The 16634-nt window shown below is 69.0% G+C and carries 15 protein-coding genes; 12 read left to right on the forward strand and 3 right to left on the reverse strand.

Annotated elements, in window-relative coordinates; genetic code table 11:
• Positions 1-7 precede the first annotated feature (7 nt).
• Both GO592_RS05210 and GO592_RS05215 read right to left on the reverse strand, forming a co-directional pair.
• Positions 8-1207 carry an FAD-dependent monooxygenase gene (locus GO592_RS05210; RefSeq protein WP_007300361.1) on the reverse strand — a complete coding sequence of 400 codons (1200 nt, stop codon included), beginning with the start codon at positions 1205-1207 and terminating at the stop codon, positions 8-10.
• 68 nt (positions 1208-1275) lie between these two features.
• Positions 1276-2505 carry an MFS transporter gene (locus GO592_RS05215; RefSeq protein ID WP_007300362.1) on the reverse strand — a complete coding sequence of 410 codons (1230 nt, stop codon included), beginning with the start codon at positions 2503-2505 and terminating at the stop codon, positions 1276-1278.
• Between the two features lie 48 nt (positions 2506-2553).
• Between GO592_RS05215 and GO592_RS05220 the strand changes: the two genes are divergently transcribed.
• The 4 genes from GO592_RS05220 to GO592_RS05235 all read left to right on the forward strand — a co-directional run bounded on the left by GO592_RS05220 (position 2554) and on the right by GO592_RS05235 (position 6066).
• Positions 2554-3360 (forward strand): IclR family transcriptional regulator, encoded by an 807-nt coding sequence (locus GO592_RS05220; protein ID WP_007300363.1) that lies wholly within the window; start codon positions 2554-2556, stop codon positions 3358-3360.
• Positions 3361-3423: 63 nt separating this feature from the next.
• Positions 3424-4500 (forward strand): cupin domain-containing protein, encoded by a 1077-nt coding sequence (locus GO592_RS05225; protein WP_007300364.1) that lies wholly within the window; start codon positions 3424-3426, stop codon positions 4498-4500.
• Positions 4501-4507: 7 nt separating this feature from the next.
• Positions 4508-5335 carry a fumarylacetoacetate hydrolase family protein gene (locus GO592_RS05230; protein WP_007300365.1) on the forward strand — a complete coding sequence of 276 codons (828 nt, stop codon included), beginning with the start codon at positions 4508-4510 and terminating at the stop codon, positions 5333-5335.
• Between the two features lie 11 nt (positions 5336-5346).
• A complete protein-coding gene (locus GO592_RS05235) occupies positions 5347-6066 on the forward strand; it encodes a maleylpyruvate isomerase family mycothiol-dependent enzyme (protein ID WP_007300366.1) in 720 nt (239 codons plus the stop codon).
• A 12-nt stretch (positions 6067-6078) separates the two neighbouring features.
• On the opposite strand, the gene GO592_RS05240 is transcribed toward GO592_RS05235, so the two are convergent.
• Positions 6079-6768, reverse strand: a complete 690-nt coding sequence (locus GO592_RS05240) for an SDR family NAD(P)-dependent oxidoreductase (RefSeq protein ID WP_007300367.1) — start codon at positions 6766-6768, stop codon at positions 6079-6081.
• Between the two features lie 133 nt (positions 6769-6901).
• Here GO592_RS05240 and GO592_RS05245 point away from each other — a divergent pair, with 133 nt between their 5' ends.
• From GO592_RS05245 to GO592_RS05280, 8 genes are all read left to right on the forward strand, one after another.
• Positions 6902-7795, forward strand: coding sequence for a LysR family transcriptional regulator (locus tag GO592_RS05245; RefSeq protein ID WP_007300368.1), 894 nt, complete (start codon positions 6902-6904; stop codon positions 7793-7795).
• 151 nt (positions 7796-7946) lie between these two features.
• Entirely contained in the window at positions 7947-9311 is a 1365-nt protein-coding gene (locus tag GO592_RS05250; RefSeq protein ID WP_005253933.1) for an MFS transporter, read from the forward strand.
• A 29-nt stretch (positions 9312-9340) separates the two neighbouring features.
• Positions 9341-10243: a shikimate dehydrogenase gene (locus GO592_RS05255; RefSeq protein ID WP_007300369.1), complete on the forward strand. Its 903-nt coding sequence runs from the start codon at positions 9341-9343 to the stop codon at positions 10241-10243.
• Positions 10240-12189, forward strand: a complete 1950-nt coding sequence (locus tag GO592_RS05260; protein WP_007300370.1) for an oxidoreductase — start codon at positions 10240-10242, stop codon at positions 12187-12189. Before GO592_RS05255 ends, GO592_RS05260 begins: the two co-directional genes overlap by 4 nt.
• Positions 12186-12983: an aldo/keto reductase gene (locus GO592_RS05265; RefSeq protein WP_039952790.1), complete on the forward strand. Its 798-nt coding sequence runs from the start codon at positions 12186-12188 to the stop codon at positions 12981-12983. The genes GO592_RS05260 and GO592_RS05265 overlap by 4 nt, the downstream gene beginning before the upstream one ends.
• Positions 12983-14080 carry a Gfo/Idh/MocA family protein gene (locus GO592_RS05270; protein WP_007300372.1) on the forward strand — a complete coding sequence of 366 codons (1098 nt, stop codon included), beginning with the start codon at positions 12983-12985 and terminating at the stop codon, positions 14078-14080. Before GO592_RS05265 ends, GO592_RS05270 begins: the two co-directional genes overlap by 1 nt.
• Entirely contained in the window at positions 14077-15801 is a 1725-nt protein-coding gene (locus GO592_RS05275; RefSeq protein ID WP_007300373.1) for an FAD-dependent oxidoreductase, read from the forward strand. The genes GO592_RS05270 and GO592_RS05275 overlap by 4 nt, the downstream gene beginning before the upstream one ends.
• Entirely contained in the window at positions 15798-16625 is an 828-nt protein-coding gene (locus GO592_RS05280; RefSeq protein ID WP_007300374.1) for a sugar phosphate isomerase/epimerase family protein, read from the forward strand. The genes GO592_RS05275 and GO592_RS05280 overlap by 4 nt, the downstream gene beginning before the upstream one ends.
• Positions 16626-16634 lie beyond the last annotated feature (9 nt).

A 16634-nucleotide genomic window follows, 5' to 3' on the forward strand; every position in this document is an offset into this window, starting at 1 on the left:
GAAGCGGTTATGACGCGCGATCGGACGAATACCCCCACAGCCAGTCGGTGTACTTGTAGCTCGACGTGTCGCGGGTGCGGAACAGTTCGTTGCGCGCGATGCGGGCGGTGCCGTCGAGGTGCCACAGCTCGCCCCACATGCGTCCGGTGGTGAGGATGCGGTTGCAGCGCGGTGCGCGTTCGGTGTTGACCTCCTTCAGGATCTGCGGCCACGCGGAGTTTCCGCCTGTGGAGAAGTCTTCGGCGGCATAGTCGGCGAGGCACTTGGCGTCCTCGATCGCCATCACGGCTCCCGAGGCCAGGTACTGCAGTGGCGGGTGCGCTGCGTCGCCGAGCAGGATCATCCGCCCGTCCACCCAGTTCTCGATCGGCTCGCGGTCGTACATCGGCCACCACCGGTCCTTCCACAGGTAGTCGATCCCGCGGCGGACGTTCTCGTGGCAGTGCGCGTAGGCCTGTTCGAGCTCCTCGGGTCCACCCCAGTTCTCGATTCCGTTCTTGAAACCGGGCGATTCGAACACCGCGACCTGGTTGAGCATTTCGCCGCCGCGCAGCGGGTACTGGATGAAGTGGCACCGCGGTCCGATGTAGCCGACCACATCCTCGATGTCCTCGTCGAGTGCGACGTCCTGGTACGGGGTGGTGCCCCGGTAGGCGGCGTAGCCGGAGGACACGGGTTCGTCGTCCGAGATCTTCCCCCGCAGCCGGGATTTGAGGCCGTCCATGCCGAGCGCGATGTCCGCTTCGTGCCTGCAGCCGTCGTCGGTGCCGACGGTCACCTTGTCACCGTCGGTGATCACGTCGGTGACGGTGACGCCTGTGTGCAGTTCGGCGCCCGCAGCCCGCGCGGCGTCGACGAGGGTCGCGTGCAGGTCACTGCGGTGGGTGACGAAGTACGGTCCGCCGTAGCGGGCGCGGAACTCGGCGCCGAGGTCGATCGTGGTGAGCACCTCCGCGGTGATCGCGTCGCGGAACACGATGTTCTTCGGCAGGAAGGCCCGGGAGAGAACGTCGTCGAGCACGCCCCAGGAGTCGAGGATGCGGGCGCCGTGCGGTCCGACCTGCAGTCCGGCGCCGACCTCACCGAACTCGGAGGCACGTTCGAACAACGTGACGTTCGCGCCCTTCCGGGCGAGAGCCAGGGCGTTGGCCGCGCCACCGATCCCGCCTCCGGCGATGATGATGCGTGCGTCCTGCAGATTCGACATGACAGTTCCTTCGTTTCGAGCGTTCGGGGCATGTGAGTGGCAATGCGTGCCAGGGCACGCGGCGGCACTCACGTGGGGGAGGGGAAGCGGCGCCAGATCACGGTGAGCAGCAGTGCGGCGACGAGGGCGCTGACACCGAAGAGGATGAAATTGGAATCCGCGCCGAGTCCGGCGGCCAGGAGCCAGCCACCGATCTGCGGTGCGGCGACGGCACCGATTCGGCCGACACCCAGCGCCCAGCCGAGGGCCGTGCCCCGGAGGTAGTCGGGGTAGTAGGACGCGACCGCCGCGATGATGAGGCACTGGGTTCCGTGTGTCCCGACGCCGGCGAGCACGAAGATCACATAGATCAGCGCCACCGGTGGGCCGGTGAGCAACGTCAGCAACGCGAGACCCGCGAGGAGTGCGGCGACGATGCTCGTGGGGATCGTGCCGAACCGGACGCCGCCCCACGCGGTGACGAACGAGCCCGCCACGGCGCCGAGGTTGAGTGCGAGCGCGAACGTGAGCGCGCTGCCGAGATCGGTTCCCTCGCCCTGCATGAGTTTGGGCAGCCACGTGCCGAGGCCGTACCAGGCGAGCAGGGTGACCACGGTGGCGAGCGCGAACATGATGCTGACAGACCGGAACCGGGTACCGAGCAGTGCGCTGAAGCCGGTTGCCGGCCGCACCTCCGTCGACGTCACCGCGGCGGTGTGATCGGGCAGCGTCTTCCACGCGATCGGCACCAGCAGGATCAGCGGGAGGAGCGCGAAGGCGAACATCGGCTGCCAACCCCAGTTCGGGATGACGGGGATGCCGATCAGTGCCGCGATCGAACCGCCGATGGGAACACCGGACATCATCATCGTGGCCACCGCGGCGCGCCACTTCGCGGGGATCAGCTCTGCGGCAAGTGCATTGGAGGTCGGCACGAGGCCGCCCAAGCCGAGTCCGGCGATCAGACGCAATGCGCCGAACATGACCGGTCCGGTCGCCAGCGCACACAGCGCGGTGAATACGGACAGGACGATCGCGCATCCGATCACCGCGCGTTTGCGTCCCACCACGTCGGAGAGGCGTCCCGCGAGCACGGCGCCGATCATCATCCCGAGGAATGCGAGGCTGCCGAGCGTGCCCGCGGTCGCGGCGCTGATGCCCCATTCCTGCTGCAGGCTCGGGATGACGTTGCCGTAGACGATGAGGTCGTAGCCGTCGAAGACCACGAACAGCCAGCAGACGACGACGGCGATCATGGCGGTGCGGTCCAGTCCGACGCGGTTCACCGGTGGCGCCGCGGTGGTGGCAGTGAGGGGCATGAATCGAGGGTGATGCGGCGCACAGCCCACGTGCAATAAAGTTCTGCTGTGCAGAAGAAGCGAACGATCGAAAAGCCGACGTACATGTTGGAGTCCGTCGACAACGCGTTGCGCCTCCTGCAGATGCTGCGCGACGTCGGCGGGCTGCGGCTCAAGGATGCTGCGGAGGAACTCGGCATCGCGCCGTCCACCGCGCACCGGCTGCTGGCAATGCTGGTGTACCGGGGGTTCGCCGTTCAGGACGAGAAACGCATGTACCACCCCGGGTCGGCGATGGGCGCCGGCCCCGCACAGCGCGGGTGGACCCGTGAATTCACCGACCTCTGCCGGCCCCACATGGAAGCCCTCGCGATCCTGTGCGGCGAGACCGTCAACCTCGTGATCCGCGTCGGCACCCAGGCGCGCTTCCTGTCGTCCGCCGAGTCGACCGGGATGTTGCGCGTCGGCGACCGTCAGGGGCAGGTGCTCGACGCGGAATTGACTGCGGGAGGGCGCATTCTGCTGGCAGAACTGCCGGGGGAGACCCTCGAACAGCTGTACCTGAGGCCCGCGGATCTGGCCGACGACGAACGCGAGTGGGGTGACCGCCGTCTGTCACCCGACGACTTCGAGCGGTTCCGGCGAGAACTGTCCGCCGCCCGCGCCGTCGGATTCGCCGTCAACGTGCAGCAGACCGAGGAAGGGGTCGCGGCGTTCGGTGTCGCGATCCGGAACCGGGCCCGCACGGCCGTCGGGGCGCTGACGGTGGCCGTGCCGATCACCCGCTTCCGGCAGCACTCACAGGGACCGCTGGTGTCGCAGATCAAGAACGCGATTCGCGAGCTCGAGGTGGACATCGCCGACCTCGAACCCTGACAGCAATTCTGCACAGAAGAATTCTGTATCGGCCGGGACGCCGACCCTCCTAGCGTCGATGCCATGACCGCTACCGAACCGCACGTCGACGACACTCCGCTCGCCCAGTTGTACCGGGACTTCGAGAGCGAACACCTGAATCCGTTGTGGACCCAGCTCGGTGATCTGATGCCGATGACGCCGACGTCGCGGGCGGTGCCGTTCGTGTGGAAGTGGTCGACGCTGTATCCGCTGGCGCAGCGCGCCGGGGACCTCGTGCCGGTCGGCCGCGGCGGGGAGCGGCGGGCGATCGCCCTGGCGAACCCCGGCCTGGGTGGGGTGCCCTATGTGACGCCGACGTTGTGGGCGGCCATCCAGTACCTCGGACCGAAGGAGGTGGCCCCCGAGCACCGGCACGCGCAGAACGCCTTCCGGTTCGTCGTCGAGGGCGAGGGGGTGTGGACGGTCGTCAACGGCGATCCGGTCGCGATGCGGCGCGGCGACTTCCTGTTGACCCCGGGCTGGCATTTCCACGGCCACCACAACGAAACCGATCAGCCGATGGCCTGGATCGACGGCCTGGACATCCCGTTCGTGCATTACACCGACACCGGGTTCTTCGAATTCGGGTCCGAGAACGTCACCGACGACTCCACCCCGGACGTGTCCCGGTCGGAGCGGTTGTGGGCGCATCCGGGGCTACGACCGCTGGTCGGGTTGGACGCGAAGACGTCCTCGCCGATCGCGGCGTACCGGTGGGAGCACACCGACGCCGCGCTGCGCGAGCAGCTGGCGCTCGAGGACGAGGGGTATGCGGCGACCACCGAACCCGGTCATGCCGCGGTCCGCTACACCAACCCGACCACCGGCGGCGACGTGATGCCCACCATCCGCGCCGAGTTCCACCGCCTGCGCGCCGGCGCCCGCACCCGGCCCCGCCGCGACGTCGGGTCCACCGTCTACCAGGTGTTCGACGGCGAGGGCCGGTTCGTCCTCGGCGGCCAGGCCCGCACCGTGGCCACCGGCGACATGATCGTCGTCCCGTCCTGGACGGAGTGGTCGATCGAGGCCGACACCGAATTCGACCTGTTCGCGTTCTCCGACGCCCCCATCGTCGAGCGCCTGCACTTTGACCGCACGTACATCTCCGAAGGAGCCTGACAATCCCATGAAGCTTGCCACCCTGCGCCGCGCCGGCACCACCGTCGCCGTCCGCGTCGATTCCGACGCCACCGCCACGATCATCGACGGATACCCGGACCTGTCCGCGCTGCTGACCGACCCGAACTGGAAGACGCTCGCGCAGAACGCGTCCGGTGCCATCGTCGATCTCGACGGGGCCGATTACGCCCCGGTGGTCCCGCACCCGGGGAAGATCATCTGCGTCGGCTTGAACTACGCCAACCACATTCAGGAGATGGGCCGGGATCTGCCCGAGTACCCGACCCTGTTCGCGAAGTTCAAGGAGGCCCTGACCGGTCCGTACGACGACGTGATCGTGCCGTCGTATGCCGCCGCCCAGTTGGACTGGGAAGGGGAACTCGCGTTCGTGGTGGGGAAGCAGGCGTACCAGGTGCCCGAGGCGGACGCGGAGTCCTACATCGCCGGGTATTCGGTGATGAACGATTACACGATGCGCGACTACCAGTACCGGACGCTGCAGTGGGATCAGGGCAAGACGTTCGAGAAGACCAGCGGTTTCGGGCCGTTCCTGACGACCACCGACTCGTACACGTTCGGCGGGACACTGGAGACGAAACTGGAAGGGCAGGTGGTGCAGAGCACCACGACCGATGATCTGGTGTTCACCCCGGCCAAGCTGGTGGAGTACATCTCGCACATCGTGACGTTGCAGCCCGGTGACGTGGTGATCACCGGCACCCCGGGCGGGGTCGGGCACGCCCGTAAGCCCGGTCTTTACATTCAGGACGGGCAGACCGTCGAGGTCACCATCGAGGGCCTGGGCACCGTCCGCAACACGACGATCGTCAAGTAAGGGTGCACCCGGTGGGTTTCCACGATCTTCCCCTGGCCGAGCGGTTGCTGATCGCCCGCCGCGGCACCGCGTACTTCGCGCAACGCCTCGCCGAGCTGTCCGACGAGCAGCTGAATGGCGACACCCTCCTGTCCGGGTGGTCGCGGGCGCATCTGCTCGCGCACGTCGGCTACAACGCGGCCGCGTTGTGCCGGCTGCTGGACTGGGCGGCCACCGGGATCGAGACCCCGATGTATGCCTCGCCGGAGCAGCGGGGCCGGGAGATCGCCGAGGGCGCCACCCTGTCGCCGGCGGCGTTGCGGAACCTGTTCGACCACACCGTCGCCCGCCTCGACGAGAAGTGGCGTCACCTGCCGGCCTCGGCGTGGGAGGCGCAGGTCCGCACCGCGCAGGGCCGCACCGTCCCGGTGTCGGAGACGGCGTGGATGCGCACCCGGGAGGTCTGGATCCACGCCGTGGACCTCGGCAACGGCGGCCGGTTCGGCGACTTCCCCGACGTCGTCCTCGAGTCGCTGCTCACCGACATCGTCGGAATGTGGCAAAAGAAGAACCTCGGCGCCGGCCTCGTGCTCGCGGTCGACGGAGGTGAACCGGTTGCGGTGCAGCCGGAGTCACCACCCGCCGAGAAGGTGTCCGGCCCCCTCGCCGCGGTCGTGCGGTGGGCCGCCGGACGCGGCACCGTCGGACTCGGCGCCGCCGGAGAGATCCCGGAGCCCCCGCACTGGCTGTAAGCGAGTGTCCCGCTAGTACGCCCTGCCACCGCTGGCGTCGTAGACGGCGCCGGTCGAGAAGCTGAGCGCCTCCGAGCACAGCCATGCGACGAGTTCGGCGATCTCCTCGGGCCGTCCCATCCGGGCCATCGGGGTCAGGCTCTGTGACCGCGCGAGGATCGCCGGGTCGGTGCCGGCATTCATCGGGCTCTCCACCGCAGCGGGGGCCACCACGTTGGCCAGGACACCGGTTTGCGCGACCTCCTTGCCGAGCGATTTCGTCAGCGCGATCACGGCGGCCTTCGACGCCGAGTAGGCGCTCTGGTTGGGATTTCCATCCTTCGCCGCGATGCTCGCCAGATTCACGACCCGCCCCCAGCCGGCGTCGGCCATGGCCGGCACGAACGCGCGGCAGAGGAGGAACGTCCCGTCGACGTTGATGCGGAACGTGCGGCGCCAGTCCTCGAGGTCGACGGCCACCAGGGGAGCGGACGGCCCCACGACACCGGCGCTGTTGACGAGGATGTCGACGCTGCCGAGCCGGGCGGCGAGCTTCTCGACGGCGTCGGCGTCGGTGACGTCGAGTTGCTCGTCGGCCCCGGCGGCGACGTCGGCGGTGACGACGCGGACCCCGGCGCCGGCGAGGCGTTTCGCGCACGCCGCACCGATTCCGCTCGCGCCGCCGGTGACGAGCGCGGTCGCGCCCTCGGGATACGTGGCCATGGTGGTTTCTCCTCGCGACTGTGTGCGCATTAGTCTTGTTCTATGTGCGAAATCAGAATGATCGGTTTCACACTGTGTGCGAATTGGAATATATGGGCTGAGCCACACTCGTCAAACTCGCGAAGGGAATCCGATGGAGATTCGCTGGCTGCAAGCGTTCGTCGCCGTCGCCGAAGAACTGCATTTCGGCAGGGCCGCCGCGCGGCTCCAGATGGCCCAGTCGCCGCTGAGTCAGACGGTGCGCAAACTCGAGAAGGACATCGGCGTGCCGTTGTTCGAGCGGAGCACCCGCAGTGTGGCCCTGACGTCGGCCGGCCACACGTTCCTGCCGCACGCCTACCGCATTCTCGAGAGTGTCGACATCGCGCGGCAGGCCACCCGCGCGTCCGCCGGGGGCGTGTACGGCCGCATCAAGATCGGCTTCACGGGCGTGCTCAATCACCTGTCGCTGCCCCCGCTCACCCGTGCACTCCGGCAGCGCTACCCCGACATCGAACTCACCCTCGTCGGACGCATCATGACCCGCGACGCCATCACTCAACTCGACAGTGGCGCACTTGATCTCGCGTTCGTCGGACTTCCCGTGGAGACCGCCTCGGTGTCCACCCGGTTGATCCGCCGCGAGCCGTTCGGGGCGGTGCTCCCGGCGGACCACCCGCTCGCGTCGGAGCCGGAGATCGACTTGCGCGACCTCGCCGAAGACGGGTTCGTCACGACACCGCTGTCGGCAGGCTCGGCATTGCAGGAGGTCGCGATGCGGGCCTGTGTCGATGCGGGATTCCGTCCCCGCGTGGTGCAGGAGATCACCGACCCGTACATGATCCTGATGCTGGTGGCGACGGGTGTCGGCGTGGCGCTCATGACGTCGGGTATTGCCGCGCTCACGCCCCCGGGCACGGTGTTCGTGCCGCTCACCGGCGAGCCGATCTACATGAACCACGGACTCGCCTGGTCCCCGCGTCGGGTCTCCGACGCGCTCCGGGTGGCCCTCACGGTATCGGAGGACATTCTCCCGACTCCCGATTAGGACATTTTCGGTCTATATCTAAGACCTTTTTTGCGCTGGACTGCGCATAGTCCGCCATGACACGCTCGTCACGGTCCGGAACTTCGTGTGAGGTGGGTCACCTCCGAAGAAGCCTTGCGGCGCACCGGATCCCTGGGACGAAAGGAACACCATGGCAAGCACGTCTACTCGCGACACCGGGGGACAACCGAACGAGAACGCCCGCCGGGCCGCCGTCTCGGGATTCCTCGGCAGCACGCTCGAGTACTACGACTTCTTCATCTACGGGTCCGCGGCAGCGCTGGTCTTCCCGCGGATCTTCTTCCCGGGCGGTGGCGCCACGGCGACCCTGCTGTCGATCGGCACGCTCGGTGTGGCGTACATCGCGCGTCCACTCGGCGCAGTGCTGTGGGGACATCTCGGGGATCGATACGGGCGCAAGAATTCGCTGCTGGCGTGCCTCCTGCTCATGGGTATCGCGACCGTGGTCGTCGGGTGCCTGCCCACGTACGACCAAATCGGTATCGCCGCGCCCATCATCCTGGTGCTCCTGCGGTTGCTGCAGGGCCTGTCCGCCGGCGGCGAATCGCCCGGGTCGTCCGCGTTGACGCTCGAACATGCACCGGACAACCGTCGCTCGTTCTACACCTCATTCACCATGAGCGGCATCATGTTCGGCATCGTCATCTCCAGCCTGGTGTTCATTCCCGTGGCCGCGTTGCCCGACGACGCGCTCTACTCGTGGGGCTGGCGTGTGCCCTTCCTGCTCAGCATCTTCGTGACGGGTGTTGCGGTCTGGCTGCGTCGCAAGCTCGACGAGCCGGAGGTATTCGAGGAGCTGAAGGAACACGACGACACGGCGGGCATCCCCGTCGTCGAGATGTTCCGCTCGCACTGGCGCACCGTGATCCGCATCAGCCTCAGCGCGACATTCGCGATGATCAACACCATCGTCAACGTCTTCGCGCTGGCGTACGCCGTGCAGGTCGCCGGGCTCGAACGCTCCACGATGCTGTGGGCTATCGCCGTCGCCAACTTCGTCGCGGTCCTCACCCAGCCGCTGTTCGGAATGCTCGCCGACCGGATCGGCCGCAAACCGGTGTTCGTGACGGGCGCCGTCGGTGCCGCGGGCATGGTGTTCGTGTTCTTCCACGCGATCGGAACGGGCAGCGCGCCGATGGTGTTCGCGGCCGGCATCGTCCTGATCGGCCTGTTCTACGCGATGCCCAACGGCGTGTACCCGGCGTACTTCCCCGAGCAGTTCCCCGCCAAGGTCCGGTACACGGGAATGGCCGTGAGCCTCATGCTGGGACTGTTGGTCGCCGGCTTCACCCCGGCCATCGCGCAGTGGCTGTCGGCGGGCGACACCGCGAACTGGACCCCGGTCGCCTGGATGTGCCTGGGCTTCGCGCTGCTGTCGTCGGTCGCCGCGCTCACCGGCCCCGAGACGTACCGCACACCCACCGAGCAGCTTGGCGAACCCGGCACGACGACGGTCGGCACCCGGCACCAGGCGCTCGTCCGCACCGACGCCTGACCGGACCTTCACCACTGCAGGAGATTTTCATGCACCCCGTATCCACCCGGCACCGGATCCGCCTCGTCGGGGCAGGGATCGCCACGTCCCTGTCGCCGGCGCTGCACGAGCACGAGGCCGCCGCCCTCGGCCTGACCGACTACCGCTACGACCTGCTCGACGTCGCGGCGGAGGGCATCCCCGTCGACCGTTCCGGCGACACGCTGCGGCAGGCCGTCGCAGCGGGTTGCACCGGACTCAACGTCACCCACCCGTGCAAGCAGGTGGTCGTCGACTCCCTCGACGAATTGTCCGACAACGCGCGACTTCTCGGTGCCGTCAACACCGTCGTCGTCCGTGACGGGCGGCTGATCGGTCACAACACCGACCACAGCGGATTCCTCGCGGCGCTGCGCCGGGGACTGCCCGGTGCCACGCTCGGCCGCGTCGTCCTCGCCGGTGCGGGCGGTGCCGGTTCGGCCGTCGCCTACGCGCTCGCCGCCGCCGGAGTGACGGACCTGCGGGTCGCCGACCTCGACCCGGCCCGCGCGGCGGACGTCTGCGCGCGCCTCGCGGCGGCCTTCCCGCAGACGCGGGTCACGGCCATCCCCCTCGGCGCGATCGAAGCGAACCTGGAACGCTGCGACGGCGTCGTCAACGCCTCCCCGATCGGCATGGTCGGACATCCTGGAACGCCGTTCGACACCGGCGCGCTCCATCCCGGACTGTGGGTCGCCGACATCGTCTACCGCCCCCTGCGGACCGAACTCGTCTCGGCAGCAAGCGCTCTCGGCTGCGCCGTGCTCGATGGCGGTCAGATGCTCGGCGCTCAGGCGGCCGACACGTTCGCCCTCCTCACCGGGGTCACGCCCGACCCCGATCGCATGCGACGTCATCTCGGCGAACTGCTCGCCGATCAGTGCGCCCCGACCGTTCTCGAGGAGTCCCGATGACCGCGCGTCCGTTCGCCGCACCACTCGACCTGGGTAAAGTGCGACTGCGCAACCGCTTCGTGTCGGCGCCGATGGAGCGCAACTACTGCGAGGTCGACGGCACGATGACCGACGAGTACATCGCGTACCTCGAGCGCCGTGCGGCGGGCGGCGCAGCACTCGTCTTCACCGAGGCCAGCTACGTGCGGGCCGACGGCAAGGGCCGTGTCCGGCAGATGGGTGTGGACGTCGACGAACGCATCCCGGGCATCGCGAAGATGGCCGAGGCGATTCATGCGCAGGGTGCCCTTGTCGGCGTCGAACTCAATCACGGCGGCCGCACCGCGCAGGGTTCCGTCAGCGGATTCGTCCCTGTCGCACCGTCACCGATCCCGTGCGCGGTGGTCGGCGGCGAAATGCCCGAGCAACTCGACGGCGACGACATCCAGCACATCATCGAATGCTTCGGTGAGGCCGCCGCGCGCTGTCAGCAGGCCGGGGTCGACGTGATCTCGCTGCACGGCGGTCACGGCTACCTCATCCACCAGTTTCTCTCGCCGGCGTACAACCACCGCGACGACGAGTGGGCCGATCCGGCACTGTTCGTCAACAAGGTGATCGACGCCGTGCGCGCGATGGCACCGGGTATCGCTCTCGGACTGCGATTCTCGGCGTTCGAGGCCGTCGACGGCGGTCTCGACGCGGAGACGACCCGCGCCCGGATCGACGCGATCGCCACCGACCGGCTCGACTTCCTCGACGTCTCCGCCGGTAACTACGAATCCGGGCAGTGGATCATCCAACCCGGCGAGTGGCCGCGCGGGCTCCTCGCCCCGTTCTCCGAGCAGTACACGCGGGACTTCGACCTCCCCGTCGGAGTCGCAGGCCGGATCAGCTCACCCGAGGTCGCGGCGCAGATCATCGAATCCGGGCAGGCCGACTTCGTCAGCATGGCCCGCACCCTGCACGCCGACCCGGACTTCCCGAACCGCGCGCTGGACGGCGGCCGGTACCGGCCCTGCATCGCCTGCAACTACTGCATCGACAGCCTCGCCGCCGGACCCGTTCCGTGCTCGGTCAATCCGTGGGTGGGCCGCGAACTCGAGCAGCCGTCGAAGCCGGCGGACGTGGCGGTGCGTGTCGCCGTCGTCGGCGGCGGGCCGTCGGGCATGGCGGCCGCCCGCGACCTCGCGCTCGCCGGGCACCGAGTCGACCTGTACGACGAACGCGGCAGTCTCGGTGGCGATTTCGCGCTGGCCTCGCGACTACACGAGTACCCCGAGTACGCACGGATCGTCGACTGGTACCTCGCCGAGATCGTCGGCCTCGACATCACCTGCCACACCGGGACGCGGGTCGACGCCGCCGCACTGGCGGAACTCGACTACGACGCTGTCGTGCTCGCGACGGGCGGCCGCGGACCCGAGGTCGACCTCCCCGGGGCCGACACCCGGAGGGTCCGCGACGTTCGCGAGTTCCTGGAATCCGGAGACCCTGCACCCGAGGCGATCACGATCTTCGGCGCCGACCGGGAAGCGGCCGCGGTCGCCGACGACCTGCTCCAGCACGGCACGAAGGTGGTCATGATCGGCCCGCAGGAGACGATCGCCCACGATGTCGGCCGACGCGGCAAGATCGTGCTGCTGCCGCGGCTCGCGGCGAGTGCGAACCTCACCACCCATCTGTCGTCGATCGTGACGCGGATCGAGGAAGACCGGGTGGTGATCTCGACCGCCGGGGACGAGCGGGTGGTGGACGCTCCCGGTGAACTGCTGATCTCGCACGGCGTCGAGCCGCGCACCGACCTGCTCGCCGCAGTGCGGTCGCTGGCACCGCGACTCGGCGTCCACACGGTCGGTGACGCGAGTGGCGACGGCGGCTCCATCCACGCCGCTCTCGTCACCGCAGCCGACGTCGCCGCGAAGATCACCGCGGCCGCCGAAGCCCGCGAGGAGGTCAGCGCATGATGGACATCCCGCCCCTCGGTCTCGGGACCTGGCCACTGACCGGCCCGGACGCCACCCGGGCCGTGCTGTCCGGCATCGAAGCCGGCTACCGGCTCGTCGACACCGCCACGATCTATGACAACGAGGACGGTGTGGGTGTGGCGCTCGCGGAGTGCGGACTGCCCCGCGAGGAGCTGTTCGTCACCACGAAACTGCGGGGGAGCGATCACGTGTCGGGTGACATCCGCGGCGCGGTCGAGCGCAGCCTGAAGAATCTGGGACTCGATCGGCTCGACCTGTTCCTCGTCCACTGGCCGCTGCCCCGCCACGACAGGTACGTGGCGGCGTTCGAGGCGATGCTCGCGTGCCGCGACGCCGGCCTCGTCCGCTACGTCGGCGTCTCCAATTTCCTGGAGACGCACCTGCGTCGCGTCGTCACCGAAACCGGAGAAGCGCCGGCAGTCAACCAGATCCAGATGGACCCGTCGCTCGCCCGGCTGCCCGTCCGGCGCGCGAACGACGAACTCGGCGTGTTCACGCAGTCGTGGAGCCCGCTGGGCCGCGGCGTAGTGCTCGACTCGCCCGTGGTCACCGACATCGCCCGGCGCCTCGACCGCACCCCCGCGCAGGTGGTCCTGGCCTGGCATTTCGCGCAGGGTGTCGTGCCGGTCGCGAGATCCGCGAATCCCGCGCGCCAGGCCGAGAACCTGGCCGCCCTCGACGTGCGGCTCACCGGCGCGGACGTCGACGCCCTGAACCGTCTCGACCGCGGCGAGTCCGCGGCCAGGGACGTCGAAACCGAGGAGCACTACTGATGGCACTACGTATCGGCATCGTCGGCTGCGGAAAGATCGCCGGCAACCACGCACGGGCCCTGCAGCAGGTGACCGGCGTCGAGGTGGTCGGCTGCTGCGACCCTGACGTCGACCGCGCCCGCGAGTTCGCATCCGCGCACGGCATCGCGCGGGCCGTCGGTTCGGTGGAGGAATTGATCGCCCTCGGCCTCGATGCGTGCACCGTCTGCACCCCGCATCCGGTGCACGAGCAGGTGGTCGTCGCGGCCGCCGAGGCCGGGATCCACGCGCTGTGCGAGAAGCCGATCGCGGTCGACGTCGCCGCGGCCGACCGGATGATCGCGGCCGCCGACCGCGCGGGCATCACGTTCGGTGTGCTGTTCCAGCGCCGGTTCTGGCCGGCCGCGAGGCGGATCAGGACGGCCATCGACGACGGCCGGATCGGCATTCCGGTGCTCGGTGAGGCGTCGGTGCTTCTCCACCGCCCGTCGTCCTACTACTCCGCCGACGAGTGGCGCGGACGGTGGGACACCGACGGCGGCGGTGTCCTGATGACGCAAGCCGTCCACCAGATCGACATGCTCCAATGGTTCATGGGTGAGGCCGTCTCGGTGAGCGGCTTCATCCGCACCCACACACACGGCGACCACATCGAGACCGAGGACAGCGCGTCCGCCGTCGTCTCGTTCGCGTCGGGCGGCACGGCTACCGTCACCGCGACCACCGGCGCCAACCACAACCTCGGCAACCGGGTCACCGTGATAGGGCAGACCGGTGCGATTGCGAGCGTCCTCGAGTTCCCGGAGGGCCGGGAGGGCGTCAACGAGATCTGGACGGTCCCCGGCGAAGTGGAGTTCCGTGCCCCGTTCCCAGCTGACGTCCGCGCCAATCTCGACGTCACCGAAGTCAACGCCGGACTCGCCGACTTCCACACACTCCAGGTGCAGGACTTCGCGGACGCCGTCCTGACCGGTCGCGATCCTGCCGTCACCGGACGTGACGCGCGCGCCTCGCTGGCGATCATCGCGGCGATCTACGAGTCTTCGCGCACCGGCCGGGTCGTCGACCTCACGCCCGCAACGACTTTCGCAACGACATCCGCTCAGGAGACGCTATGACCCCCGAACACACCATCGCCACCTACGACGTCGTCGTCATCGGCTCCGGAGCGGGCGGTCTGTCCGCCGCCGTGGCCGCAGCCGACGGGGGGGCCTCCGTCCTCGTCGTCGAGAAGGCGGCCACGTGCGGCGGCGCGACAGCGTGGTCCGGCGGCTGGATGTGGACGCCGCGGAACCTGTTCGCGCAAGCGGACGGCGTGAACGAGGATCGCTCGCTGCCGCGCACCTATCTCGAGCACCGACTCGGCGAGAACTTCGACGCCGCCAAGGTCGATGCCCTGCTCGACGGCGCACCCGTGATGGTCGAGTTCTTCGAGAGGAAGACGGCGCTGCAATTCGTTCCGGGCGCGAAGATCGCCGACATCCACGGCGACACACCGGGTGCGGGCACGGGACACCGCTCCGTCGGGCCGAAGCCGGTGAGCCTCCGGAAGCTCGGCCCCGACGTCGCGGCGCTGCTCCGGCGGCAGCTCTACGAGACGTCGTTCCTCGGTATGGGCATCATGGCCGGCCCGGACCTCCAGGCTTTCCTGCACTCGACGCGTTCGGCGAAGGCGTTCGTGCACTGCGCCCGCAGGGTGTCCACGCACCTGCTCGACCTCGCCACCACACGCCGCGGCCAGCAACTCGTCAACGGCACCGCGCTCGTCGGCCGGCTGCTGCGGTCGGCGCTCGACGCCGGCGTCGAGATCCGCGTGAGCACGGCGGCCACCGCGCTGACCACCGACTCCGCGGGCACCGTCACCGGTGTCCGGCTGGAGGGCCCGGACGGGGCCTACTCCGTGTCCGCCCGCCGCGGAGTCGTCCTCGCGACGGGCGGCTTCAGTCGCGACGTCGACCGGCGCCGCGAACACTTCCCCCGCACACCCACGGGCCGTGAACACTGGACCCTCACCCCGTCGACGACCACCGGCGACGGCATCACCCTCGGCGAGTCGGTCGGCGGCCGACTCGACCGCTCGGTCGCATCGCCGGTGGCGTACTGCCCGGTGTCGATCATCCGATACCGCAACGGCAAGGAGGGCGTGTTCCCGCACATCCTCGACCGCGGAAAGCCCGGCGCCATCGGCGTTCTCGCCGACGGTCGCCGCTTCGTCAACGAGGCCCTCGGCTACCACGACTACACTCTTGCGATGGTCGAACAGGTCCCCGACGGCGACGAGGTCTGCTCCTGGTTGATCGCCGACCAACGGTACCTGCGGTACTTCCCGCTCGGCATGGCCAAGCCGCTGCCGATCCCCACGTGGCCGTACCTGAAGTCCGGCTACCTCACCCGCGGCCGCACGGTGCGCGAGCTGGCCGAGAAGATCGGCGTCGACCCCGACGGCCTGGAGAAGACGGTCGCAGCGTTCAACGAGGGCGCCCGCGACGGCGTCGACCCCGAGTTCGGTCGTGGCACCACCCCGTTCACCGTCGGGTCCGGGGACGCCGACAATCCGTGGCCCAACGCCTCCCTCGCACCGCTCGAAGAAGGCCCGTTCTACGCGGTCAAGGTGGTGCCCGGCAGCTTCGGCACGTTCGCCGGTCTGGTCACCGACAGGGCGTCGCGGGTGCTGAACGACGACGACCAGCCGATCGACGGGCTGTTCGCCGTCGGGGTCGACCAGTCCAGCGTCATGGGCGGCCACTACCCGTCCGGCGGCATCAACCTCGGCCCGGCCATGACTTTCGGCTACCTCACCGGTCGCCGCCTCGCCTCGACGACAGGAGATCTGCGATGACCGCCCCACTCGGCCTTGCCGCACTCACCGTGCTGGACACCGCGCCGTTGCAGCAGGTGGACCTCGCCGAGAAGCACGGCTTCGACACCATCGGCATCCGGCTGCTGCCCGCCGCGCCCGGCACCACCGCCTACCCGCTGCACGAGGACGACGCCGCCCTCGACGCGCTGGTCCGGCGTCTCGACGATTCGTCGATCGAGGTGTTCGACCTCGAAATCATCCGGCTGGGAGCCGATTTCGACCCGAAGTCGTACGTTCCGCTGCTCGAGGCGGGCGCCCGGCTCGGTGCGAAGGCCATGCTCGTCGGCGGTGACGACCGCGACCGTTCCCGGCTCACCGACTCCTACGCCCGGCTCGCGGAACTGTGCGCGCAGTACGGCATCGTCGCGAGCCTCGAGTTCATGCCGTGGACGGCCGTGCCCGACGCGACCACCGCGGTCGAGATCGTGTCGCAGGCCGACGGGTCGGCGCGCAGCGTGCTGGTGGACGGGCTGCACGTCGGACGGTCGAGCACCACGCTCGACGACCTGGCGGCGATCCCTCGGGAGTGGCTGCACTACGCCCAGATGTGCGACGGCTCGGTGCCTGCGCCCACGGACGACGCCGAACTGATCCGTCAGGCGCGCGAAGAGCGGCTGGTGCCGGGGTCGGGCGGCATCCCGCTCGCCGATATCTGGGCGACGTTGCCGGCGGGCCTGCCGGTGAGCATCGAACTCCCCAACGAGCCGCTCCGGCGGGTCGTCGGCACGGACGCGTGGCTCGCGCGGCTGGTCGCCGCCACCCGGGAGGTGCTCGCGCAGGTCCCGGCGACCACCGGACACTGAATTGTCCGC

It is taken from the genome of Rhodococcus sp. 21391 (genome assembly GCF_016772255.1).
Lineage (GTDB): Bacteria > Actinomycetota > Actinomycetes > Mycobacteriales > Mycobacteriaceae > Rhodococcus_F > Rhodococcus_F opacus.